The organism is Bacillus sp. 22483, from assembly GCF_052044605.1.
Classification (GTDB): domain Bacteria; phylum Bacillota; class Bacilli; order Bacillales; family Bacillaceae; genus Bacillus; species Bacillus altitudinis.
The window spans coordinates 19,891-41,793 of sequence record NZ_JBQENU010000002.1 but is presented as its reverse complement, the minus strand read 5'-3'; the positions used below and the strand labels follow the sequence as shown (position 1 = coordinate 41,793).

28 protein-coding genes and 1 pseudogene are annotated in these 21,903 nt (G+C 38.7%); 20 read left to right on the top strand and 9 right to left on the bottom strand.

The window, feature by feature from the left end:
* Positions 1–146: 146 nt before the first annotated feature.
* Entirely contained in the window at positions 147–881 is a 735-nt protein-coding gene (locus tag ACTJJQ_RS03210) for a poly-gamma-glutamate hydrolase family protein (protein WP_007499447.1), read from the top strand.
* A gap of 76 nt (positions 882–957) precedes the next feature.
* Positions 958–1,407, top strand: a complete 450-nt coding sequence (locus ACTJJQ_RS03205; protein WP_035700836.1) for an OsmC family protein — start codon at positions 958–960, stop codon at positions 1,405–1,407.
* A gap of 46 nt (positions 1,408–1,453) precedes the next feature.
* On the opposite strand, the gene erbB is transcribed toward ACTJJQ_RS03205, so the two are convergent.
* The 4 genes from erbB to ACTJJQ_RS03185 form a co-directional block, all read right to left on the bottom strand.
* The gene (gene erbB, locus ACTJJQ_RS03200) at positions 1,454–1,822 is read right to left on the bottom strand and encodes an SMR family multidrug efflux transporter EbrB (RefSeq protein WP_007499443.1); all 369 of its coding nucleotides are present in this window, start codon (positions 1,820–1,822) and stop codon (positions 1,454–1,456) included.
* 15 nt (positions 1,823–1,837) lie between these two features.
* Positions 1,838–2,155, bottom strand: a complete 318-nt coding sequence (gene erbA / locus ACTJJQ_RS03195) for an SMR family multidrug efflux transporter EbrA (protein ID WP_017367286.1) — start codon at positions 2,153–2,155, stop codon at positions 1,838–1,840.
* 2 nt (positions 2,156–2,157) lie between these two features.
* The gene (locus ACTJJQ_RS03190; RefSeq protein WP_008344015.1) at positions 2,158–2,700 is read right to left on the bottom strand and encodes a TetR/AcrR family transcriptional regulator; all 543 of its coding nucleotides are present in this window, start codon (positions 2,698–2,700) and stop codon (positions 2,158–2,160) included.
* Positions 2,701–2,812: 112 nt separating this feature from the next.
* Positions 2,813–3,076, bottom strand: a complete 264-nt coding sequence (locus tag ACTJJQ_RS03185) for a hypothetical protein (RefSeq protein WP_017359036.1) — start codon at positions 3,074–3,076, stop codon at positions 2,813–2,815.
* Positions 3,077–3,180: 104 nt separating this feature from the next.
* On the opposite strand from ACTJJQ_RS03185, the gene ACTJJQ_RS03180 reads away from it, so the two are divergent.
* From ACTJJQ_RS03180 to ACTJJQ_RS03140, 9 genes are all read left to right on the top strand, one after another.
* Positions 3,181–3,582 carry a YmaF family protein gene (locus ACTJJQ_RS03180; protein WP_007499437.1) on the top strand — a complete coding sequence of 134 codons (402 nt, stop codon included), beginning with the start codon at positions 3,181–3,183 and terminating at the stop codon, positions 3,580–3,582.
* Between the two features lie 69 nt (positions 3,583–3,651).
* Complete coding sequence (gene miaA / locus ACTJJQ_RS03175) at positions 3,652–4,602, top strand: tRNA (adenosine(37)-N6)-dimethylallyltransferase MiaA (protein ID WP_017359035.1); 951 nt, start codon at positions 3,652–3,654, stop codon at positions 4,600–4,602.
* Positions 4,603–4,627: 25 nt separating this feature from the next.
* Positions 4,628–4,849: an RNA chaperone Hfq gene (gene hfq, locus ACTJJQ_RS03170; RefSeq protein WP_003211269.1), complete on the top strand. Its 222-nt coding sequence runs from the start codon at positions 4,628–4,630 to the stop codon at positions 4,847–4,849.
* Between the two features lie 162 nt (positions 4,850–5,011).
* Positions 5,012–5,344: a YmzC family protein gene (locus ACTJJQ_RS03165; protein ID WP_041092163.1), complete on the top strand. Its 333-nt coding sequence runs from the start codon at positions 5,012–5,014 to the stop codon at positions 5,342–5,344.
* Positions 5,345–5,423: 79 nt separating this feature from the next.
* Positions 5,424–5,636 (top strand): hypothetical protein, encoded by a 213-nt coding sequence (locus ACTJJQ_RS03160; protein ID WP_003212415.1) that lies wholly within the window; start codon positions 5,424–5,426, stop codon positions 5,634–5,636.
* 265 nt (positions 5,637–5,901) lie between these two features.
* Positions 5,902–6,294 (top strand): class Ib ribonucleoside-diphosphate reductase assembly flavoprotein NrdI, encoded by a 393-nt coding sequence (gene nrdI / locus ACTJJQ_RS03155; RefSeq protein WP_017359034.1) that lies wholly within the window; start codon positions 5,902–5,904, stop codon positions 6,292–6,294.
* Positions 6,254–8,356 (top strand): class 1b ribonucleoside-diphosphate reductase subunit alpha, encoded by a 2,103-nt coding sequence (gene nrdE / locus ACTJJQ_RS03150; RefSeq protein WP_017359033.1) that lies wholly within the window; start codon positions 6,254–6,256, stop codon positions 8,354–8,356. Before nrdI ends, nrdE begins: the two co-directional genes overlap by 41 nt.
* 17 nt (positions 8,357–8,373) lie before the next feature.
* Entirely contained in the window at positions 8,374–9,354 is a 981-nt protein-coding gene (nrdF, locus tag ACTJJQ_RS03145) for a class 1b ribonucleoside-diphosphate reductase subunit beta (RefSeq protein WP_008344010.1), read from the top strand.
* A gap of 84 nt (positions 9,355–9,438) precedes the next feature.
* Complete coding sequence (locus ACTJJQ_RS03140; RefSeq protein ID WP_058213759.1) at positions 9,439–10,056, top strand: hypothetical protein; 618 nt, start codon at positions 9,439–9,441, stop codon at positions 10,054–10,056.
* A 55-nt stretch (positions 10,057–10,111) separates the two neighbouring features.
* On the opposite strand, the gene ACTJJQ_RS03135 is transcribed toward ACTJJQ_RS03140, so the two are convergent.
* The gene (locus tag ACTJJQ_RS03135; RefSeq protein WP_008344009.1) at positions 10,112–10,870 is read right to left on the bottom strand and encodes an N-acetylmuramoyl-L-alanine amidase; all 759 of its coding nucleotides are present in this window, start codon (positions 10,868–10,870) and stop codon (positions 10,112–10,114) included.
* A gap of 320 nt (positions 10,871–11,190) precedes the next feature.
* Here ACTJJQ_RS03135 and spoVK point away from each other — a divergent pair, with 320 nt between their 5' ends.
* From spoVK to ACTJJQ_RS03095, 8 genes and pseudogenes are all read left to right on the top strand, one after another.
* Positions 11,191–12,150, top strand: a complete 960-nt coding sequence (gene spoVK, locus ACTJJQ_RS03130) for a stage V sporulation protein K (protein WP_008344008.1) — start codon at positions 11,191–11,193, stop codon at positions 12,148–12,150.
* A 120-nt stretch (positions 12,151–12,270) separates the two neighbouring features.
* Positions 12,271–13,533 carry a GTPase HflX gene (gene hflX, locus ACTJJQ_RS03125; protein ID WP_017359031.1) on the top strand — a complete coding sequence of 421 codons (1,263 nt, stop codon included), beginning with the start codon at positions 12,271–12,273 and terminating at the stop codon, positions 13,531–13,533.
* An 18-nt stretch (positions 13,534–13,551) separates the two neighbouring features.
* Positions 13,552–14,832, top strand: a complete 1,281-nt coding sequence (locus ACTJJQ_RS03120; RefSeq protein ID WP_017367292.1) for a methionine gamma-lyase family protein — start codon at positions 13,552–13,554, stop codon at positions 14,830–14,832.
* Between the two features lie 91 nt (positions 14,833–14,923).
* Positions 14,924–15,334, top strand: coding sequence for a MerR family transcriptional regulator (locus tag ACTJJQ_RS03115; protein ID WP_007499423.1), 411 nt, complete (start codon positions 14,924–14,926; stop codon positions 15,332–15,334).
* 60 nt (positions 15,335–15,394) lie between these two features.
* Complete coding sequence (gene glnA, locus ACTJJQ_RS03110; protein ID WP_007499421.1) at positions 15,395–16,729, top strand: type I glutamate--ammonia ligase; 1,335 nt, start codon at positions 15,395–15,397, stop codon at positions 16,727–16,729.
* Positions 16,730–17,010: 281 nt separating this feature from the next.
* A pseudogene (locus tag ACTJJQ_RS03105) lies at positions 17,011–17,130 on the top strand (hypothetical protein); the annotation flags it as partial.
* A 169-nt stretch (positions 17,131–17,299) separates the two neighbouring features.
* Positions 17,300–17,767: a hypothetical protein gene (locus ACTJJQ_RS03100; RefSeq protein WP_045035115.1), complete on the top strand. Its 468-nt coding sequence runs from the start codon at positions 17,300–17,302 to the stop codon at positions 17,765–17,767.
* 188 nt (positions 17,768–17,955) lie between these two features.
* Complete coding sequence (locus ACTJJQ_RS03095; RefSeq protein ID WP_045035114.1) at positions 17,956–19,683, top strand: hypothetical protein; 1,728 nt, start codon at positions 17,956–17,958, stop codon at positions 19,681–19,683.
* A gap of 277 nt (positions 19,684–19,960) precedes the next feature.
* Here ACTJJQ_RS03095 and ACTJJQ_RS03090 read toward each other — a convergent pair whose 3' ends face one another.
* Both ACTJJQ_RS03090 and ACTJJQ_RS03085 read right to left on the bottom strand, forming a co-directional pair.
* A complete protein-coding gene (locus ACTJJQ_RS03090; protein ID WP_045035224.1) occupies positions 19,961–20,236 on the bottom strand; it encodes a hypothetical protein in 276 nt (91 codons plus the stop codon).
* Positions 20,237–20,384: 148 nt separating this feature from the next.
* Positions 20,385–20,555, bottom strand: a complete 171-nt coding sequence (locus ACTJJQ_RS03085) for a hypothetical protein (RefSeq protein ID WP_202394277.1) — start codon at positions 20,553–20,555, stop codon at positions 20,385–20,387.
* A 94-nt stretch (positions 20,556–20,649) separates the two neighbouring features.
* Between ACTJJQ_RS03085 and ACTJJQ_RS03080 the strand changes: the two genes are divergently transcribed.
* Positions 20,650–21,258 (top strand): hypothetical protein, encoded by a 609-nt coding sequence (locus tag ACTJJQ_RS03080; RefSeq protein WP_243825140.1) that lies wholly within the window; start codon positions 20,650–20,652, stop codon positions 21,256–21,258.
* Positions 21,259–21,439: 181 nt separating this feature from the next.
* Here ACTJJQ_RS03080 and ACTJJQ_RS03075 read toward each other — a convergent pair whose 3' ends face one another.
* Entirely contained in the window at positions 21,440–21,580 is a 141-nt protein-coding gene (locus tag ACTJJQ_RS03075) for a hypothetical protein (protein WP_440599946.1), read from the bottom strand.
* Between the two features lie 84 nt (positions 21,581–21,664).
* Complete coding sequence (locus ACTJJQ_RS03070) at positions 21,665–21,886, bottom strand: helix-turn-helix domain-containing protein (protein ID WP_440599945.1); 222 nt, start codon at positions 21,884–21,886, stop codon at positions 21,665–21,667.
* Positions 21,887–21,903 lie beyond the last annotated feature (17 nt).

Genomic DNA, 21,903 nt, shown 5'->3' with positions numbered 1-21,903 from the left:
AAATGCAATTATCTTATTTTTGAGGAATCTCATGATCTAGAGTGTTATGATCAAATTTGAAGAGAAAATGTGGAAAAAATGAAAAGAAATGATGATTCAATATTAATCATAGAAACGGCTTAGAAATCTGTTAAAGGAGAACGGGAATGAAGAAGTTTTTTGCTTTGCTTCTCCTGCTTGTCATCGGATGGGGCGTCTATTATACCATGCAAGCACAGGAACATGATGAGCCAGTGTCATCAGGTGGAGAAGACGAAAGCGGTTCAAATGATATGTATCGAAATTTTAAAGAACTGGAAGAGAATGAATCAACAGATCATTATCAAATCACATCCAATCCAGTGCCCGGCAGCCGTCTTCTAGTGATGTCGCCTCATGGCGGGAGAATCGAAGGCGGCGTTAGTGAGATTGTCCATTTTTTTGATAACGATTTTTCTACGTACTTATTTGAAGGTTTTAGAGAAAATGCATCAGAACTTCATATTACAAGTACAAACTTCGATGAACCAATCGGAGTCGCACAGGCAAAAGCACATGATTATGTATTAGCTGTTCATGGATATAAAGGGGAGCCGGGAATTGACCACACCCTTGTTGGCGGAACAGACTATGACCGTGCTGAAAAAATTGTGAACTCATTAGAGCGCAACGGTTTTTCTGCTGAACTTGCAGTTGCACACGCAACCCTAAGCGGAACGAGCAATCATAATATTAATAATCTTACAAAAACAGGGCAAAGTGTACAGCTTGAGATTAGTAGAAGTCAACGGGAAGCGTTATTTGACAGTTTCGATTTTCGGCAGCGATCGAGTACAAAAAACGAGACGTTCTACCGGTATGTCAGGGCGATTCGAACGGTGCTGGATGAAGAATATACGTAAGGATGGTGCACATCTTAAGACAGCAAGGTGAATTCTTGTTACACTATAAAAAGTGATAACAAAAGGAGAGACAGATATGGCGCGTCATCATTTTCATCTTCAGGCAAGCTGGCCTGGTCTGCGTAACGATGTGGGGACAATCGAATGTGCACAGTTAAAGACGGAGATTTCCATTCCAAAAGAAATGGATGGACCGGGTATTGGAACAAATCCAGATGAGATGCTCCTAGGTGCAGCGGCCACATGTTATATCATTACACTTGCAGCCATGATGGAGCGGAGTCAATTAGAGAAAGAGGATCTATCGATGAGCTCTGAGGCAGTTGTCGATGTGACAAACGGTGTGTTTACATATGAGAAAATCATTCACCGTCCTGTCATCATTCTCAAAGAGTCTGCTACTGCACAGGACATAGAACGAGCTCGTAAGCTTGCACATAAAGCTGAAAGCTCATGTATGATCTCTAGAGCTGTGCAAGGGAATGTCCATATTTCTTTAGAAGAAACCATCAAAGCGGGTCATTAAGACAAAAAAGTCATTTTCTCTTGATTAATGGAGAAAATGACTTTTTTTATGACGTCCATTCGGTTTGATCGAATGGTTCTTTCTTTTCTTCCTTTTGTTTTTTGGATTGATTTAAGACAATGACGCCGCATATGACAAGTGCAAGACCAATGAATCCTTTCATATGAATGGTTTCGTTAAATAGTACGAGGCCCACAAGAGCAGTAAGTGCTGTACCGACCCCAGACCAAGTGGCATATGCAGATGACAGCTCAATTGTTTTGAGTGCCAAACTGAGAAAGGTAAAGGCGCACCCAAATCCGATCAGGACCCCCATACTCGGCAGCACCTGTGTAAAACCTTGCGAAAGCTTCAGCATCGTACTGCCAAAAACCTCTGTCAAAATGGCTCCTGTTAAATAAAGCATTCCTTTCATATCACTTCACATCCTTTAAGACATATTTAATAGTACGACCCCTGAAACAAGCATTGCCATTCCAATAAGTGCTTGACGGTTCAAGGTTTCTTTGAAAAAGAGCACGCCAAAAAAAGCCGTGAGGACGGTACCTACCCCAGACCATGTGGCGTAAGACATGCTAAGTGGAATGATATTAAGGGTCAATGACAGCATGTAAAAAGCAAGTGTATAGCCAGCGACAACGACAGCGCTAGGTTTAAAGCGTGTGAAACCATTTGATAGTTTCAGCATCGCTGCCCCAATCGCTTCTGAAAAAATGGCGATAGCCAAAAAAAGATATCCGAGGATCATCATCATCCCTCCTCTAAAATGTGTAAAATCCGATGAAGTAAAAGGGTTTTTTCCTCTCGATTCAATGGTTCAAGCTGAAACATTTCTGAAAACCATATGCCATCACAGGCAAGACGGATCAATTGGCTAAGTGCAGGGTCATTGATTTCCTCGGCTGCTTTTTCTTTAAATTCCGCATAAAAATGACGCCAAGGATTTAATAACGCTTCATCAAATGACATGGTTGCCAGCATACTTGTACATAGCTGTGTGGTGTTTTGCCTATCAAGATCATTTAATGTGGCCAATATATAGGCACGTACATAAGGCGCCTTTTCGTTTTTGTATGTTTCCTGATACGTGTCAAGCTGCTGACGAAAAGAGGCAACCGCATGCTCATTCATTTGCTGGATCAGGTCTTCCTTGCTCGAAAAATGATACAGTAGCCCGGCTTTGGTCATATTTGCATGTTCTGCCACCTGCTGAAGGGTGAGCTGACTCAATCCTTCTTTTAGAATGGTGTGAGCTGCTGCCTCAAAAATTTGTTCTTTTTTCGTTTTAGACATAAAAAAAACACCTACTTTACTGAACGGTCGGTAAAGTAAATGTTAACCTATGAAAAACAAATGTGTCAATCGATTCATTTTATAAGAGGATGTTTTCACTAAATCGTCATAATTAATAATAAGGGTATGGTCCATATGGCGGGTATGGCGGTGGATAAGGATAACCATAGCCATATCCTGGAGCAAGAAGCGACCCAGCTAGAAGCCCTCCAGCAAAACCACCTAAAAATGGCGGTCCAAAAAATCCAGGTCTCCCATAGCCAAAACCAGGGCGCCCAAAACCAAACCCAGGTCTTCCAAAACCAAATCCAGGGCGTCCAAATCCAAAAGGTCTTCTCATCTCATCTTGAACAAACGGTGCGTCAAAATAATTCATAAAAAAAGACTCCTTTCACATAAAATCACTGTAACTGACATCAGTGTATTCGAGTGGCCCACTTGTGTTTGGGTGAATGCCTAAAATAAGGAGGAATATAAAAAATGGGCCTGTATCCGTCTGATTGGGCTAAATGTCCACCTCATGCTCATGCTTATAAAGCGCGAACGGATGTAACAGAAGAACATTATCATTTAATAGAAGGTATTTCTCAGCCTGTGAATGGAAGCAGTACCGACAGACATACTCATTATTACCGGGGGATCACGTCATTTGAAAGAGGGCATTTTCATAGATATTATGGCGTCACTGGACCTGCTATCCCAAGAGTGGACGGGACGCACTATCATGAAATTGAGGAAGTCACGTTTTCTGCCTATACCGATTCTGTCCCGATTCCATACGGGGGAGTCGTTTACAGTCCAGATGAAGAAAGGCCAACGCATAAGCACCGTTTAAAAGGAAAGACATATGAAGTGGTCGGGAATGAACCACTTGGCTGGTGACGAGGAGTATATAGGAGAGAAAGAGAAGTTATGCTATACTGTAGGCAGTTTGTAAAAGAGAGTGATGTTATGAAAAAACAACCAGTGATTGTATTAGTAGGTCCGACGGCTGTCGGAAAAACAAAGCTGAGCATTGATATAGCGAAAGCATTTAATGGAGAAATTATCAGCGGGGATTCCATGCAGATCTATAAAGGGATGGATATTGGCACAGCGAAAATCACCCCTGAAGAAATGAATGGCGTTCCGCACCATTTAATCGATATTAAACAACCGGATGAATCGTTTTCTACAGCTGAATTTCAGCAGCTTGTCCGCTTAAAAATCAAAGAGATTGCTGCGAGAGGAAAAACGCCCATGATTGTTGGTGGAACTGGGCTATATATTCAGTCTGTTTTATATGATTACACGTTTACTGATGAGAAAAGTGATCCTGCTTTTAGAGAAGAGATGACGCTGTTTAAGCAGCAGCATGGACCGATCAAGCTGTATGAAAAGCTAAAAGAAGCCGATCCTGACGCTGCAAAAGCGATTCATCCGAATAACGTCCGCCGCGTGATCAGGGCCCTTGAAATCATCCATACAACAGGTCAGAAAATGTCTGATATGCAAAACGGGCATCAAGAAGTTCCTCTGTATGACACTGCCTTCATTGGGCTGAAAATGGACCGAGAGCTTTTGTACGAGCGCATTCATCAAAGAATTGATATGATGTTAGATGAAGGCTTAATTGAAGAAGTGAGCGCACTTTATCAATCTGGTTTGAAAGATTGTCAGTCTGTTCAAGCGATTGGTTATAAAGAGTTGTATGCCTATTTTCAAGGCAACTGCTCACTTGATGAAGCCATCCAGCAATTAAAACAAAATTCCCGAAGATATGCGAAGCGTCAGTTTACGTGGTTCCGTAATAAAATGGATGTCACCTGGTTTGATATGACACCACCTTGCCACTTTTCGGACAAAAAAGAGGAAATTTTCGCATATATAGCAGGAAAGCTTGGACTTAAAGCGAAACTGTAGTTATCAGAATCAAGGAGGACGAAACATGAAACCGATTAATATTCAGGACCAATTTTTGAATCAGATCCGCAAAGACAATACATTTGTCACAGTATTTTTACTGAATGGCTTTCAGCTTCGCGGTCAAGTAAAGGGATTTGACAATTTCACGGTGCTGCTTGAGACAGAAGGGAAGCAGCAGCTTATTTATAAACATGCGATTTCAACATTTGCACCTCAAAAAAATGTAAATCTTGAATTAGAATAAACACCCGTGTTCACCAATAGCCCCATGCAGCTGCGAATAAACCGGCCGAAACCCGCTACGTTTTTTGTCAGTGCAGAGGGGCTATTTTGCATGCCATGAAACTTTTCTGTCCAAGTTGCGTATAAATCCTTATTGGACATTTAAAAGGGTGAGGGGATTTATATGGAAAATGCAGAGCTTGAATTAAGAAGGATTAGAGTGATCCTTCTTTTGATTGGAATCGTTGTCTTATTTGGATCATGCACCATCTCGAACATCGAAACGAGACAAGAAAGTTGGCATAACCATTCTGGTGAGCATGATGGGAGCCGTGTTGATGGTCTTTTGCCATCATCTGTTGCGCTAAAAAATAATCACATTGCTGTTGTGAAAGATGATGAAGTACATGTATACCGGTTTGATGAAAAAGAAGGAGAGCTGACGCTCATTACGACAAAGTACATAGATGAATGGGATGAAGATGATGGTGATAGTGAAGACTTTGATGAAGAGTAAGCACGTAAATTTACAAATGAATGTGAAGTCGCTACACTATAAACATGCATCAGACATCTAGACAGAAAAGGATGAGTTCATGACACACAAAATTAAAATTAATCATTGGGAACAAACTTGTGAAGATGACTCCTGTTTCGAATATGGAACAAGTGTTTCTGTAAACGGGAAAGAGTTAGTAAGAGAAGCCTCGATCGTCTCTGCGCTTGAAGCGGTGCTGAAAGAATTAGGTGTTGAAGTGGAAATAACAGAAGTGTCAGAAGATTTACAGTGCGATGCCTACAAAAAATAAAACAAAAAGTCTAGTCTACTAAGCGATTTTTTTTCGTGTTATGATAGATTTCGGTTTCAGTTGAATAGGGAGTAGGGCAGTCTATTTTTAGAACCTGCTCTGCTCTATTTATTTGAACGTACGAGTTCGGCTATGAATGTTCGGCCGGGTTGGTTGATTTTTTTCGTTTCGAGCATCTATATATTGTGTTTTGAAAAAACATAGTATACTATATATAGTGAATAACGAAATGATCAACAATACTAAAAACTAGGTCGTGATGGAATTGATTCAAATCGTATTTGATTCAAAAACAGGAAATGTTCAACGCTTTTTGGACAAGACCCCTTTTACAGACAAACGAAAATTGACTGGAGAAGAGTTTTTGGATACGCCGTTTATTCTCGTCACCTTTACGACAGGATTTGGACAAGTCCCTGGTACCACTCAGTCATTTTTAGAGAAAAATGCGCACCTTTTACTAGGTGTAGCGGTGAGTGGGAACAAAGTGTGGGGAGATAACTTTGCCAAAAGCGCCGATACGATTTCTAAACAATATCAAGTTCCTATTTTGCACACCTTTGAACTAAGCGGAACAAAAAGGGATGTTGAATTGTTTACACAGGAGGTAGAAAGAATTGTCACAAAATCAGGTTCCAAAGTGGATACAATTAAATAACGAGATTATGATTCAAAAAGAAGGAAAGTTTCAGTTCGACAAGGACAAAGAAGCTGTACATAGTTATTTCGTAGATTATATTAATCAAAACACGGTCTTCTTTCATAATCTAGAAGAGAAGATTGATTACTTAATAGAAAACGACTACTATGAGGAAGAATTTTTAAGACAATACAGCATGTCAGATATTAAAGAAGTATTTGAAGCTGCATATGCCAAGAAATTTAGATTCCCATCATTTATGAGTGCGTTTAAGTTTTACAATGACTATGCACTGAAAACAAATGACAAAAAGAAAATCCTTGAACGCTATGAAGACCGCATTTCAGTTGTGGCTCTTTTCTTTGCGGGTGGAGACAAAAAGAAAGCACTTGAGTTTGTGGAACTGATGATCAACCAAGAGTATCAGCCAAGTACACCAACATTCTTAAACGCAGGCCGGAAAAGACGTGGTGAGCTGGTGAGCTGCTTCTTGCTTGAAGTGAATGACTCATTAAACGATATTTCAAGAGCCATTGATATTTCCATGCAGTTGTCTAAATTAGGCGGCGGCGTCAGCTTGAACCTTTCAAAGCTTCGTGCGAAAGGTGAAGCGATCAAAGATGTAGAAAATGCGACCAAAGGTGTCGTAGGCGTCATGAAACTTCTTGATAATGCATTCCGATATGCAGATCAAATGGGACAAAGACAAGGTTCAGGCAGTGCGTACTTGAATATTTTCCACAGAGATATTAATGATTTCTTAGATACGAAAAAAATCTCTGCGGATGAAGATGTTCGTGTGAAAACACTTTCGATCGGCGTCGTCATCCCAGATAAATTTATCGAGCTTGCTAGAGAAGATAAAACAGCTTACACATTCTATCCTCATACAGTTTATAAAGCTTATGGACAGCATCTTGATGAGATGGATATGGAAGAAATGTATGACGAGCTTGTAGAAAACCCGAAAGTCAAAAAAGAAAAAGTCAATCCGAGAAAACTTCTTGAAAAATTAGCTGTTCTGCGCTCAGAATCAGGCTATCCATATATCATGTTCCAAGATAATGTGAATAGAGAGCACGCACTGAACCATATTTCACGTGTGAAATTCTCAAACCTTTGCTCAGAAGTACTTCAAGCTTCAGAAGTCTCTTCTTACACGGACTATGATCAAGATGATGAGATCGGACTTGATATTTCTTGTAACCTTGGTTCTTTAAATATCATGAACGTGATGAAAAACAAATCCATTGAAAAAACAGTCAAGCTTGCAACGGACTCACTCACACTTGTGTCTGAAACAACAGATATCCGCAATGCACCAGCTGTTAGAAAAGCGAACAAAGCGATGAAGTCAATTGGACTTGGTGCGATGAACCTTCATGGGTATTTAGCTCAAAACCAAATCGCTTATGAAAGTGAAGAAGCAAGAGATTTTGCTAATACGTTCTTTATGATGGTGAACTATTACTCCATTAAGCGTTCAAGTGAGCTTGCAAAAGAAAAAGGGGAAACATTCCACCGTTATGAGGGCTCTGGTTATGCAACAGGTGAGTACTTCAATAAATACGTAGAAAATGATTTCACTCCAAAAACAGAAAAAGCAGCTGCGCTATTTGAAGGCATGCACATTCCAACAAAAGAAGATTGGGCAGCACTCAAAGACTTTGTAGCGGAAAATGGCATGTACCATAGCTATCGATTATGTATTGCACCAACAGGTTCTATTTCGTATGTTCAATCGGCAACAGCGTCTGTGATGCCAATTATGGAACGTATTGAAGAAAGAACATACGGAAACAGCAAAACGTATTATCCAATGCCAGGACTTTCAGCACAAAACTGGTTCTTCTATAAAGAAGCATACGATATGGACATGTTTAAAGTGGTCGATATGATCGCAACCATTCAGCAGCACGTCGATCAAGGAATCAGCTTTACATTATTCCTAAAAGATACGATGACAACGCGTGACTTAAACCGCATCGATCTTTATGCACACCATAAAGGCATTAAGACACTTTATTATGCAAGAACGAAGGATACAGGGCAGGAAGGCTGTCTTTCTTGTGTTGTTTGATTAAAGGAGAGTTTAACGTGACAAAAATTTATGATGCAGCCAACTGGTCAAAACACGAAGACGATTTTACACAAATGTTTTACAACCAAAACGTCAAGCAATTCTGGCTTCCAGAAGAGATTTCCTTAAACGGGGACCTTTTAACATGGAAATATTTAGGTGAAGAAGAGCGAGATACGTACATGAAGGTACTGGCTGGACTGACGTTACTTGATACAGAACAAGGAAATACAGGAATGCCGATAGTGGCTGAACATGTGGACGGTCATCAACGTAAAGCCGTGTTAAACTTTATGGCCATGATGGAAAATGCCGTGCATGCAAAATCATACTCAAATATCTTCATGACGCTTGCACCGACTGAAACGATTAGTGAAGTATTTGAATGGGTCAAGAAAAATAAATTCTTGCAAAAGAAAGCAGATATGATTGTAGGTCTGTACCGTTCCATTCAAAAGGATGACCCGATTTCCTTATTTAAAGCAATGGTTGCTTCAGTGTATTTAGAAAGCTTCCTATTCTATAGCGGCTTTTACTACCCGCTATATTTCTACGGTCAAGGAAAGCTCATGCAAAGTGGTGAAATCATTAACTTGATTTTGCGCGATGAAGCGATTCACGGTGTGTATGTTGGATTATTAGCACAAGAAATTTACAACAAACAAACACCTGACGTGCAAAAAGAGCTTTATGATTTCTCTATCGATCTGCTTAATGAGCTTTATGAAAATGAACTTCATTACACTGAGGATATTTATGACCAAGTCAATTTATCGCATGATGTGAAAAAGTTCATTCGTTACAATGCCAATAAAGCGTTAATGAACCTTGGATTTGCCCCTTACTTTGAAGAAGAAGAGATCAACCCAATTGTATTGAACGGACTCAATACAAAAACAAAGTCACATGACTTCTTCTCAATGAAAGGGAACGGCTACAAAAAGGCAACAGTTGAGCCGTTAAAAGATGACGATTTCTTCTTTGGAGATGAATCATAATTAAAACGCAAAAGTCAAAACGCATCACTCGTTTTGGCTTTTTGCCATTTCTAACAATGTGTTACATACTGGAGGTTACCGAACATGGGAAAAATGGACGAAATGATTTTAGTTGCACCGCGCGCACGCGTGTTCCAAAACGAAACACTTGCGTTTAATGGTGTGAATAGTGAAGAGAAAACAATCAGCACCATTATGAAAGAAATCGAAGAACACTTCGAGCAGATGCGAAGAGGCGATGCAGAAGAAAATCCTGACTTCAAACAGCCGATACCTTATGTCGTAATTAAGCGTGAGGACGAAGTGTATGTATATGAAAGACTTCAAGGCGGGGGAGAGACGCGCTTACATCATAAGTTATCTCTTGGCTTTGGCGGTCATATGAATTTCATTGAAGGAAAAAATTTTGCTGAGATTCTAAAAGAAAATACCGATCGTGAACTGGACGAGGAACTTTCGATTCAAGAAGAAGACAAACTTGAGATGAAAACCCTTGGACTCATTAATGATGATGACAACAGTGTCGGCCGTGTGCACATCGGACTGTTATCAGCCCTTGAATTATCGCCAGGTGCTCATGTAGAAGTAAAAGAAACAGATCAAATCTCAGGAAAATGGATGAAAGTAACAGATTTGAAAAAGCCTGAGTACTTCGATCGTCTTGAAACATGGTCTCAATTTGTCGTGAACATTTTAGCATAATTGGATAGACAACAAACCGGCTCTAAAGATGACTTGAGCCGGTTTGTTTTTTAGATTATTGAAAAACGAATGCGTCGTGACCGGCCTGCTTTAATCGAGCGACGAGGTCATCTGCATTTTGCTTTGAACGGAAAGCGCCAGCTTGGACTCGGTACATGCCGCTATCCAGTACGACCAGCGCTTCAAATCCTTTGGATCTGAGTGTAGCTGCTAGTTCATCCGCATTGGCTTTGACCTTGAAAGCCCCTGCTTGCACTTTATATAGGTTACTTGCTTTTTTTTTCAATTGAAGGGCTTTTTCTAATCCAGTGGCATGAGCACGAGCGATCCCTTGAAGGAAAGTAGCGTTACGGAGCTTATTTGCATCAGCTACCGTATCAATGAAACCGTTTTCAGTTAAAATGGCAGACATAGAAGTTTCCCGCAGAACGTGGAAGTTCGCCGTTTTCTTGCCGCGGTCGGCAAAATCAACGGAGCGGACAATCTCATCATGAAGGGCATTGCGATACGTGGTGGTTGGTGCTGAAACGCCAGGGTACACATAACTTTCAAAACCTGTGCCTCCGCCAGCATTAATATGAATAGACACGAAATAGTCAGCTCCCCAGCTGTTTGCCGCATTCGTACGCTGGGATAACGTGACGGATTGGTCAATTGAACGACTTAAGCGGACGGAAACCCCATCATATTCACTAATCAACATATCTCTCAGAAAAAGCGCAATTTGCAGTGTGATATTTTTCTCCAAAAGTCCATTAGCAGCAGCTCCAGAATCTGTTCCTCCGTGGCCAGGATCAATAAAAATTTTCACCATCTATTCATCACCTCGTCTTTATTTTATGAGGAAATAGAAAAATTGCCTGTACAAAATGCGGAAATCATTGAGACTCTTTTCTGCACAATTTGGGAAGAAAAAGCGCCATTTTTCTAAGAAAAAACAAATTGTTGGTTTGTCCGCCCGAAATGGATGAATACAATGGAAATAGCACATCATTTCCTGGGAAACCGCACAATCCCCTACAATAACCGGTATCTCGGGTCATTTTGACAGTAAACCGATGCTAGTGCGGGCGATTGTCACGATTACAGCTCCACCCGAATAGATTATAGAGAGAAGAGCGAGAGGTGAATACGTTGGAGCGAGCTGTCACATATAAAAATAACGGCCAAATCAACATTATACTTAATGGACAAAAGCAAGTATTGGTTGATGCAGATTCAGAGGCAGAATACTTAGAGGCCTTGCAAAAAAATGAGGCCAAACACAGCATCTTACGAGAAATAGAACGAGAAATGAACAGCCTTGTCGGGATGGATGAAATGAAACGAAACATAAAAGAAATTTATGCTTGGATTTTTGTCAATCAAAAAAGACAAGAACAAGGATTAAAGGTAGGAAAACAAGCGCTTCATATGATGTTTAAAGGAAATCCTGGCACAGGGAAAACAACGGTTGCACGGCTTGTCGGGAAGCTTTTCTTTGAAATGAATGTTCTTTCAAAGGGGCACTTAATTGAAGCAGAACGAGGAGATCTAGTTGGAGAGTACATTGGACATACAGCTCAAAAAACAAGAGATTTGATTAAAAAATCACTAGGCGGCATTTTGTTCATCGATGAAGCCTATTCTCTTGCCCGCGGAGGAGAGAAGGATTTCGGGAAAGAAGCGATTGATACCCTTGTAAAACATATGGAGGATAAGCAGCATGAATTCATCCTCATCTTAGCTGGATACTCCAAGGAAATGGATCATTTTCTTTCTCTAAATCCTGGTCTGCAATCGAGATTTCCGATCAATATCAACTTCCCAGATTATACGGTCGATCAGCTGATGGATATTGCAAAACGAATGATGGCCGATCGGGAATATGTCTTTACCCAAGAGGCAGAATGGAAACTGCGAGACTATTTAATGCACATCAAGAGCACAACGAGTCCTGCCAAATTCAGCAACGGCCGTTTTGTGCGAAACACCATTGAAAAAGCGATCCGAACTCAGGCGATGAGGCTGCTTCTTGTGGATCATTATGATAAAAAAGATTTACTTACGATTAAAAGCCATGATCTGCAAATGAAAGAGGATACGCCTTCTTGAAATGGCGTATCCTTTTTGTAAAGAGACAAGAAATTAAACCTTCCGAATGGTGGTATACGTGTGATGTGTTTGGTATGATGGTACTACTGAAACTTAAGTACAGAAAGGAAACAACTGACGTTGAATGAACATGAAATGATCGAAAAAGCGATCCTTGTCGGCTGTCAACTGCCGCATATAACGGATGAACGCTTTCAATATTCTATGGAAGAATTAGCTTCCTTAACCAAAACAGCTGGCGGTGAAGCTGTCAGCATCATGACACAAAAAAGAAATAGACAGGACAGCGCGACTTACATCGGAAAAGGGAAAGTGGAAGAGCTTGAAGTGCTTTGCGACGAGTTAGACTGTGACGTTATTATTTTTAACGACGAGCTTTCGCCTAGCCAGTTAAAAGCTTTGGCGACTGCCTTAGATGTGAAAATCATTGACCGTACGCAATTGATTCTAGACATCTTTGCCAAAAGAGCCCGTACAAGAGAGGGGAAGCTGCAAATAGAGCTTGCCCAGCTTCAGTATGCCTTGCCGAGACTGAGTGGACAAGGGATCAGCCTTTCAAGACAAGGCGGCGGAATTGGCGCAAGAGGTCCAGGTGAAACAAAACTTGAAACAGACAGACGTCATATTCGAAACCGCATACACGAAATTCACGGACAACTGTCTGCAGTCAAAGAACACCGCACGAGATACCGGGAACGACGGAAGAAAAATGGCGTATTCCAAATCGCTATTGTCGGGTACACAAATGCCGGGAAATCTACATTGTTTAACCAGTTAACAGAAGCGGATAGCCATGAAGAAGATTTGCTGTTTGCTACACTTGACCCAATGACGCGTAAAATGACACTTGAATCTGGCTACAGTGTGCTGATTTCCGATACAGTTGGTTTTATTCAAGACCTTCCAACCACACTGATTGCAGCATTTCGTTCCACTCTTGAAGAAGTAAAAGAAGCAGACTATTTGCTTCATGTGATTGATTCTTCGAATGAGGATTATGAAGGGCACGAACGAACGGTTCATAAGCTTTTAGAAGAATTAGAAGCTGACCGTATTCCGATGCTGACTGTCTATAACAAAAAAGACCAAATCCGGCCGGATTTTATCCCTTCCTCAAAGCAGCGCCACATTTTAATCAGTGCTAGGCGCGAGGAAGATGTGAAGCGGTTAAAAGCGGATATCATGGCTGAACTGAAAAAAGATTTTTTAAAGCCATATCATGTAAGGATTCCGGCATATGAAGGGAAACTCATATCTGCCTTAAAGTCAGAAACCTTGGTGGAATCACTGGAATTTCAAAAGGAAGCAGAGCTTTATGACATCACTGGATTTAGTGGTGAGGAGCAAACCATATTAGGACAAATCAAGAAGTATATGTTGTAGGAAAGGAATTAAATCACGATGTTTCACACTTTAAAACATGGCACCATTTTAGAAAAAATAGCAGCAGAAGCAGAACAAGACATTTCACAAATACATCAGCAAATTGATCGAAAGAGCGAACAAAATGAGTGGCGGGTTCTTGAAAGCTACCGGAAACATAAAGTCAGCGACTCTCATTTTAACCCGACAACTGGTTATGGCTACGATGATATGGGAAGAGACACATTAGAAAAGATCTATGCGGATGTATTTGGAGGGGAAAGCGGTCTTGTACGCCCGCAGATCATTTCTGGAACACATGCCATTTCCATCGCCTTATTCGGTGTGCTAAGACCTGGCGATGAATTGATCTACATGACGGGGAAACCTTACGATACCCTAGAAGAGATTGTCGGGATTCGCGGCAAAGAAGGGACAGGCTCATTAAAAGATTTTCAGATCGATTACAAAGCCATTGATTTGCGTCAAGATGGATCTGTCGATTTCCACAAAGTCAAAGAATCTATTTCCCAAAAAACAAAAGTCATCGGGATTCAGCGTTCTAAAGGTTATGCGTCAAGACCATCCTTTACAATAGAAGAAATTGAACAAATGATTTCATTTGTGAAAGACATCAATGAGGACATCATTGTGTTTGTTGACAACTGTTATGGTGAATTTACTGAGTTGCAAGAGCCGTGTCATGTGGGCGCAGACCTTATGGCAGGTTCTCTCATTAAAAACCCAGGCGGCGGCCTTGCCAAAACGGGTGGCTACATCGTCGGAAAAGAAAAATGGGTAGAAGCTTGCTCTTATCGAATGACATCTCCAGGCATCGGCAGTGAAGCGGGTGCATCGCTGTATGCGCTTCAGGAAATGTATCAAGGATTTTTCTTAGCGCCGCATGTTGTTGCACAAAGTTTAAAAGGTGCCGTGTTTACAGCGCGTTTTCTTGAAAAACTCGGGTTCCAAACAAACCCGTCGTGGAATGCGAAAAGAACCGACTTGATTCAATCTGTAGAATTTGGAGACCCTAAAAAAATGATTGCATTTTGTCAGGCGATTCAATATGCATCACCGATTAACAGTCATGTCACACCGCATGCGAGCTATATGCCGGGATACGAGGACGATGTTATTATGGCAGCGGGCACATTTGTCCAAGGAGCCAGCATTGAATTATCAGCTGATGGTCCGATTAGACCGCCGTACACAGCCTATGTACAGGGCGGTCTCACGTATGCCCATGTGAAAAATGCCATTTGCAGTGCTGTAGATGCCTTATTAGAGCAAGGTTTTATTGAAGTGCCTGCTCGATAAAAAAATCCATGTTAATATTCCTAACATTTCGTTGACACATAATATAACATGACATATAATAAATTTAAGCAAAGAGGAGGAGACAGTTGAGATGAGTGATAACATTCGCCGCTCAATGCCTTTATTCCCAATTGGGATTGTCATGCAGCTAACAGAATTATCTGCAAGACAAATTCGCTATTATGAGGAAAATGGTTTAGTATTTCCAGCTAGAAGTGATGGGAATCGCCGATTATTTTCTTTCCATGATGTTGATAAATTACTAGAAATCAAAAACCTCATCGAACAAGGTGTAAACATGGCAGGAATCAAAAAACTTTTTGCCAAAGCTGAGGCAGAAAATCCATCGTCTGAAACAAAGACAGAGGAGAAAACCACAGCGAAGCACAACTTGACAGATGATGAACTCAGGAAGCTACTGAAGAAGGAACTCATTCAGGCTGGACGTTTCCAACAAGGAACGACCTTTAGGCAGGGGGATATGTCAAGGTTCTTCCGTTAACCAATTAGCAAAAGCATTGCTATACACATTTTACCTTTTGTAGGGGAGGAGTTTTACGAAATGGCAAAGTACACAAGAGAAGATATCGTAAAATTAGTAAATGAGGAAAACGTAAAGTACATCCGTCTGCAATTTACAGACATTCTCGGAACAATTAAAAATGTTGAGATTCCTGTGAGCCAGTTAGAAAAAGCTCTCGATAACAAATGTATGTTTGATGGTTCATCTATTGAAGGGTTTGTACGTATCGAAGAATCAGATATGTACCTATATCCAGATCTAAACACGTTTGTTATTTTCCCTTGGACAGCAGAAAAAGGTAAAGTTGCACGCTTTATTTGTGACATTTATAAGCCAGACGGAACACCATTTGATGGAGACCCTCGTAACAACTTAAAGCGTATCTTAAAGGAAATGGAAGAACTAGGATTTAGTGATTTCAACCTTGGACCTGAGCCAGAATTCTTCTTATTTAAATTAGACGAAAAAGGCGAGCCAACGCTCGAACTAAACGATAAAGGTGGATACTTTGACCTTGCACCAACAGATTTAGGTGAAAACTGCCGCCGTGACATCGTGCTTGAGCTTGAAGAAATGGGCTTTGAAATTGAAGCGTCTCACCACGAAGTAGCACCTGGACAGCATGAAATTGACTTCAAATATGCAGGCGCTATCCGTTCTTGTGATGACATTCAAACGTTCAAACTCGTTGTGAAAACAATTGCGAGAAAGCACGGACTTCATGCGACATTCATGCCAAAACCATTGTTCGGTGTAAACGGATCTGGTATGCACTGTAACCTATCATTATTTAAAAATGGTAAAAACGCATTCTTTGATGAGAAAGCAGACTTACAATTAAGCGAGACGGCTAGACACTTTATCGCAGGTATTGTGAAGCACGCAACAAGTTTCACAGCGGTCACAAACCCAACGGTGAACTCTTACAAACGTCTTGTACCTGGTTATGAAGCACCTTGCTACGTAGCATGGAGTGCACAAAACCGCAGCCCATTGATTCGTATTCCAGCATCACGCGGCATTAGCACACGTGTAGAAGTACGCAGTGTAGACCCATCTGCAAACCCATACCTTGCACTAAGTGTATTACTTGCAGCAGGTCTTGACGGCATCAAAAACAAACTAGACGCACCAGCGCCAATCGACAGAAACATCTATGTCATGGACAAAGAAGAGCGCCTTGAAAATGGCATTGCTGACTTACCTGCAACACTTGCAGAAGCACTTGAGCTGCTCAAGTCAAACGAAGTCATGATCAACGCACTAGGCGACCACTTATTCGAGCACTTCATCGAATCAAAAGAAATCGAATGGGATATGTTTAGAACCCAAGTACACCCATGGGAACGCGATCAGTATATGTCTCAGTATTAATCAAGAAATCCCCTTGGAGCCATTGGCTTCAAGGGGGATTTTTGTTTTTGTGGGTGTTTCTATAAGCGAGTGTTGGAGGCGGATCCTTATGTATATTATAATCACCTTTTTTAACCGGCGCCACAGGTGCAACAGGAGATACAGGAGAGATGGGACTTACTTCAACTTGATACCAAATTCTCGAAAAGAAAAATCTGAATTGTAAGAGTGTTTAAAGCTTGATACAGAAGCGATAGAACAGTTGATACAAATATATCTTGAAGCAGATAACGTGGCTTTAGACTTTTGCTAAAAAAGGCGTACAAATTACAGTTCATTACTTAATTGAAGTAAAAGCGGAAACAGTTGAAATCAATGGTAATAAATTCTCTGAGAACTATTACTTAGAACTACATACACTTAATTTGAAAGATATATGAATATTAAATGTGAAGCATTAAATGCCAAAATGACACCGTTTGAGTTATTTTGATGAACGGTAAGATTAGTGATATAAATAAACAGCTTTCTGAGTTCACCAAGTTTATTAATTCAAACATGGAATAAATCGAGAAGTCTATCTCTAACAATTTGATTGATAAACTTAAAGAGGCTTCAAATGCTCTCGGTGTTGTAGTTAAGGGTAATACAACTGGACAAAAGATCGCTCGTTTTAAGACTGGTGGATCAGTTGGTAAAGTACCAGCCCAAGGCGCTTTAGCTGTAGTAGATGATGGAGAAATTGTCCTCAATAAACAAGACTCAGTTAACATGCTTAAAGCTGTCGAATTGCTTAGAGAAACAAAGATAGAAGATCGAAGTATGGGAGCAATAGCAAAGAGCTACGAGTCAATACGAAGTATGTTTAACAACGTTGCTTCTTCAGTAGCTATTCCTAAACTTTCTGTTCCAGGATTTGAAGTGTCAGAGACTAAGAATGGTACCAACAATTATTCAGTGAATATGCACATCGATAAAATGGTCGCTGATGAAAAAGGGGCTAATAACGCACTGCAAGCAATTCGCCAGGGATTAAAACAAATGAAAGGTAAGGTCTAATAGGTGTATAGACTGTATTCTATATACCTATTTTTTTGTTTGTTTTTTCCAAGATTTTGAGAGATAATTGAAATTGAAAGTTTTTGTTTTCATCGAGAGTTAATGAAGACATAGGAATCTTTATAAAATCATTCTTTTAATGGGGTATTAATATGACGAAAAGAATCCATATTTGATCGGAGGATATAATGATAGCTGATAAAATTGAACTAGTGCTAAAGCAGTTGAGTGAGTCGAATTATGATAGAGTTATTTTTGATGGTCACTGGGGCATTGGAAAAACTAAGCACGTTAAAGATTACACCAAGGCTAATCCAGAGAATTCATGTTACGTTTCTCTGTTTGGAAAAAAGAGTTTAAAGGAAATTGTTGAAGAAATATATTTCAAATCATTGCAAGATGATGCAAAAGGTAAATTTAAAGAATACTTAAATAAATCTGCTAAAAAATTGGAGGATGTCAATTTTTCATACCTGGGTATATCTCTATCGATTCCGTTGTTAAATGATACCTACTCTAGGATGTTTTCAGAATTAGAGGAAAAGCAATCATACATAATCATATTTGATGACTTGGAAAGAAAAGATGATGAATTAAGTCTAAAAGAATTCTTGGGACTAATTGATAACCTTGGAAACATAAAAGGAATCAGAGTTGTGCTAGTAGCTTTCTCAGATAAATTCAATGATGTTGACATGCAAGTATTTAATGATTTTAAAGAAAAATCAATTGACCGTATTTACTGTATTGATAAATATTCTGAAAACGCTCCTTTTAACATTCTTGAAACAGATAAATGGTTTGCAATTAAAAATATTGCTGCTTTATTAAATTTTAAGAACTTGAGGACATTCCAAAAAACAAACCTATTCATAGAAGAAGTTCTAAGTGTGCTGGGAAATGAAGTGTTTAGTGATAAGTTTACAAAAGAAGATATCTATAAAATGTGCTTTGCCACAATAGTGTATTTCGTTGAACATAATGGTGAAAAGCTTTTATTAGATGAGGATATAAGAAATAGCTTAAATACAGAAAGTGATATAACTGATTACATTGACGGATTAATAATAAAAAACACATTAGACAATATGATGAGTAAAAGCATACTGTTCCATATAATTAGATGGTATGAAACTGGTGAATATGACATTAAAGCAATCAAAAATGAGATTAAACTTATAAATTCTTTCATACATGAAAACCCTATCAATCATTTGTCATCTGAAAATGAGGTTTTAAATGTAATTTGTAAAGCAAAACGTTTTTTTGAAGATATTAATGGTGAAGAAAGTATAGAAGATGTAATTTTAATGATTAATAATGTTGTAGACTGGGCAGACATAATTCAAGTCGAAGACGAATTCGAAAAAGAAGCTTTTCTTCAAAAAATCAAACCGAATATATCTAAACATGTTAATATAGAAAAAACTTTATTTGAAAATGAGGTTATCATGAGAAGATATGCTTCAACAGGAAAAAATAAAGCAACTGCATTAATTTCACTAATTAACAATAATATTATTTTTGAGTTTTATGATCAGTTAACAGATAAAATCATTGAATGTTTAAATGAGAAGAAATTCAGTTCAAATGGGTACCTTAAAAAACTTTTTGAATGTGTATTATCAATTGGTGATCACCGCCCAGAAGTTTGGTGCCAAATAATTAAAAAAATAGAAAATAATGAATACTTCTTTCCGTTGCCCATGGGAAAGGTCAGTCAAGATCATTGGGATTGGTGTCTAATAAATAATGAATTAATCAAGAGAATTGATGAAAATTTTAAAAAAGACTTCTTCAAAGAGTACCAAAAAAATGTTAAGAATAGGGTAAGTGAATTTCAAGACTTAATGTTGCAACACAGGATAAATTTATTTCGTTGGGATGAGCAAATACCTGCAATGTTAAACGATTAAATAACGACATACTAATGTCCTTTAGTTAATGTCTACATTCATTTTTAAATAAAAGAAGTATTTTGAAGGAAGTAGGGGAGGGATTAATATGAAAGTATCTTTAAATGATGTTAGACCAGGAATGTGAGAAAAAGAACCCTATAATTTGGGGGTTCTTTTTTATTTTTAGACTTTTTTATATTTGTACATTAGGTGTGAGGCGAAATCATAAAACTCTTTTGAAGCCATAACTTCTTTAATGAATTTTTCTACTTCTGGTGTTACCTGTGTAGTGATTCTATAGTTCGCGATTGCTTCTTTTCTCTTCTTTGATTTGTTTTCGTGTTGTTCGCTCATGTTGATTAACCTCGGTAAATTTAGATTCCATATGTGCTTCTTTTATGATTATATTTGCTAATTCTTGATAGAATTGATCTTCTGTAACTACATCACCATATACTTGAGGGAAGATGGCTATTGAGTAGGGCTTTCCAGGAAAAGTTAATGTTTTTACTGTATTCTTTTTTGCATCCTCAAAGATTTCCTTCCAATTTCCTCTATTAGTTTTGACCACGATAAAACTCCTCTAATTAATTTTCTAAAATTAATAATAAGAAGAATAGAGGAGAGGGTCTATATGTAAATGATGGTAATAAAAAACCACCTACACATGAATGTAAGTGGTCATTTGTACAACTACCTAAAAGTATACTTCAATCCCATTAAGTAGAGTCATTGTTTGCTCGTTTTCTAGAAACGATGTTTAGAACAAGCATGAATATAAACAATATACCTCCAACTATCCCTGTGATTATTTCATCTTTTGAAGCAAAGTTCACAATGGTGATAATTAAAATGGCGATTGCACCTAGTAAGGATAAGTTATTTTTCATAAAAAAATCCCCTTTCTGAAACATATTGTACTATAGAAATATTTTTACATAAATGGTAAAATTATATCAATATTGATATATTAGGAGGAATAGAATGAGAAAACTAAGAAATTACATCTACATAATGGTGTCCGTCTTTTTATTTTCAATGGTTGCGCCAAGTTTTGCAAGTGCCATTGATACTAGTGATGCAGCTCCCACTAAAAATGAGCGTTTAGCTGACAGTGAGATGTTTGATCAAACCGAGAATGTCCTTAAATCAATTGAAAAAATCCCCAATGCTGTTTTAGGTAAGGGGATAGAAGCTACTGCTGAATGGTTTGAGAAAGAAACAGGTTTGTTCGTGTCTATTTATTACAGAGAAGGGGAAAGCTTTTTGAAGTTTGGAGAACAAGACCCTAATGTAATTAGAACTTCTAATGTTGCAGGTTGCGTTACTGCAGTTGGCATTGCATTAGTAAACAATGCTTTTTCATTCACTAAAATTACTAAAATAAAGTCTGCTCTAAAGGCACTCGGTGGGACAACTAAAGCTGTAAAAAAGATAAAAAAGCACTATGATGAATACCGATACGGTGGTTTTTCAAGATACAAAGCTATGGATAAGGCTTTACATGATGCATCAAAAGGTTTGAATAAAGATGTTAAAGACGCTCTTCTAGACTTCTTTAGCTTGACAGGTATCGTAGCAAACTGTTTTTAAAGAAATTTATCTTAAAAGTATACTCAAACAAGCGAGAAATAACTCGCTTGTTTTTATTTTCCTTTATCTTCAATTCGTGTCAAAGAATCCTCAATCTTGCCTAAGTGTGTAGACATCTTCAAAGCCTTCATGCAACTGATTACGCATCTCATTAAGTACATTAAGAATTTGTTCGGTCATTTCAATTCACCTCTGACCAATTATAATAATGCTCATTTTCTTCCAGCTTGGTTACTGTGGATTTAATTTCTTTCACATCTTGTTTAATGGTTGATACGTCCGCAGCCAATTGTTCAATCAATTTGAATAATTTTTCGTCCATTTTGCTTACCTCTAAATTTATTTGTATCACCATTGCAATTGTTTTGTTTAATAAATTTCAAAAAATAAAAAGCAATACTTTTGCTTAAGAGTCTTCATTGATTTCTTCTAATTCAACTACATCGTGTATTTCACATTCTAGATATTCGCAAATTTTAATTATAACCCCTAACGATACAATCTCACCTTTAGACATTTTGGCAAGCGTTGCAGAAGAAATGTCCGTATCATTTCTAAGATCGGATTTTTTTTTGTCTTTCCTTATCAAAGTGATTTCCATTGGTTTATAACTTGGTCTTAATCTCACTAAAACACACCTCTTCA

Excerpts from the sequence above, each read along its gene's own strand:
- ACTJJQ_RS03210 (WP_007499447.1), top strand. The coding sequence starts at position 147 with ATGAAGAAGTTTTTTGCTTTGCTTCTCCTGCTTGTCATCGGATGGGGC.
- ACTJJQ_RS03205 (WP_035700836.1), top strand. The coding sequence starts at position 958 with ATGGCGCGTCATCATTTTCATCTTCAGGCAAGCTGGCCTGGTCTGCGT.
- erbB (WP_007499443.1), bottom strand. The coding sequence starts at position 1,822 with ATGAAAGGAATGCTTTATTTAACAGGAGCCATTTTGACAGAGGTTTTT.
- erbA (WP_017367286.1), bottom strand. The coding sequence starts at position 2,155 with ATGATCCTCGGATATCTTTTTTTGGCTATCGCCATTTTTTCAGAAGCG.
- ACTJJQ_RS03190 (WP_008344015.1), bottom strand. The coding sequence starts at position 2,700 with ATGTCTAAAACGAAAAAAGAACAAATTTTTGAGGCAGCAGCTCACACC.
- ACTJJQ_RS03185 (WP_017359036.1), bottom strand. The coding sequence starts at position 3,076 with ATGAATTATTTTGACGCACCGTTTGTTCAAGATGAGATGAGAAGACCT.
- ACTJJQ_RS03180 (WP_007499437.1), top strand. The coding sequence starts at position 3,181 with ATGGGCCTGTATCCGTCTGATTGGGCTAAATGTCCACCTCATGCTCAT.
- miaA (WP_017359035.1), top strand. The coding sequence starts at position 3,652 with ATGAAAAAACAACCAGTGATTGTATTAGTAGGTCCGACGGCTGTCGGA.
- hfq (WP_003211269.1), top strand. The coding sequence starts at position 4,628 with ATGAAACCGATTAATATTCAGGACCAATTTTTGAATCAGATCCGCAAA.
- ACTJJQ_RS03165 (WP_041092163.1), top strand. The coding sequence starts at position 5,012 with ATGGAAAATGCAGAGCTTGAATTAAGAAGGATTAGAGTGATCCTTCTT.
- ACTJJQ_RS03160 (WP_003212415.1), top strand. The coding sequence starts at position 5,424 with ATGACACACAAAATTAAAATTAATCATTGGGAACAAACTTGTGAAGAT.
- ACTJJQ_RS03140 (WP_058213759.1), top strand. The coding sequence starts at position 9,439 with ATGGGAAAAATGGACGAAATGATTTTAGTTGCACCGCGCGCACGCGTG.
- ACTJJQ_RS03135 (WP_008344009.1), bottom strand. The coding sequence starts at position 10,870 with ATGGTGAAAATTTTTATTGATCCTGGCCACGGAGGAACAGATTCTGGA.
- ACTJJQ_RS03120 (WP_017367292.1), top strand. The coding sequence starts at position 13,552 with ATGTTTCACACTTTAAAACATGGCACCATTTTAGAAAAAATAGCAGCA.
- ACTJJQ_RS03115 (WP_007499423.1), top strand. The coding sequence starts at position 14,924 with ATGAGTGATAACATTCGCCGCTCAATGCCTTTATTCCCAATTGGGATT.
- glnA (WP_007499421.1), top strand. The coding sequence starts at position 15,395 with ATGGCAAAGTACACAAGAGAAGATATCGTAAAATTAGTAAATGAGGAA.
- ACTJJQ_RS03095 (WP_045035114.1), top strand. The coding sequence starts at position 17,956 with ATGATAGCTGATAAAATTGAACTAGTGCTAAAGCAGTTGAGTGAGTCG.
- ACTJJQ_RS03085 (WP_202394277.1), bottom strand. The coding sequence starts at position 20,555 with ATGAAAAATAACTTATCCTTACTAGGTGCAATCGCCATTTTAATTATC.
- ACTJJQ_RS03080 (WP_243825140.1), top strand. The coding sequence starts at position 20,650 with ATGAGAAAACTAAGAAATTACATCTACATAATGGTGTCCGTCTTTTTA.
- ACTJJQ_RS03075 (WP_440599946.1), bottom strand. The coding sequence starts at position 21,580 with ATGGACGAAAAATTATTCAAATTGATTGAACAATTGGCTGCGGACGTA.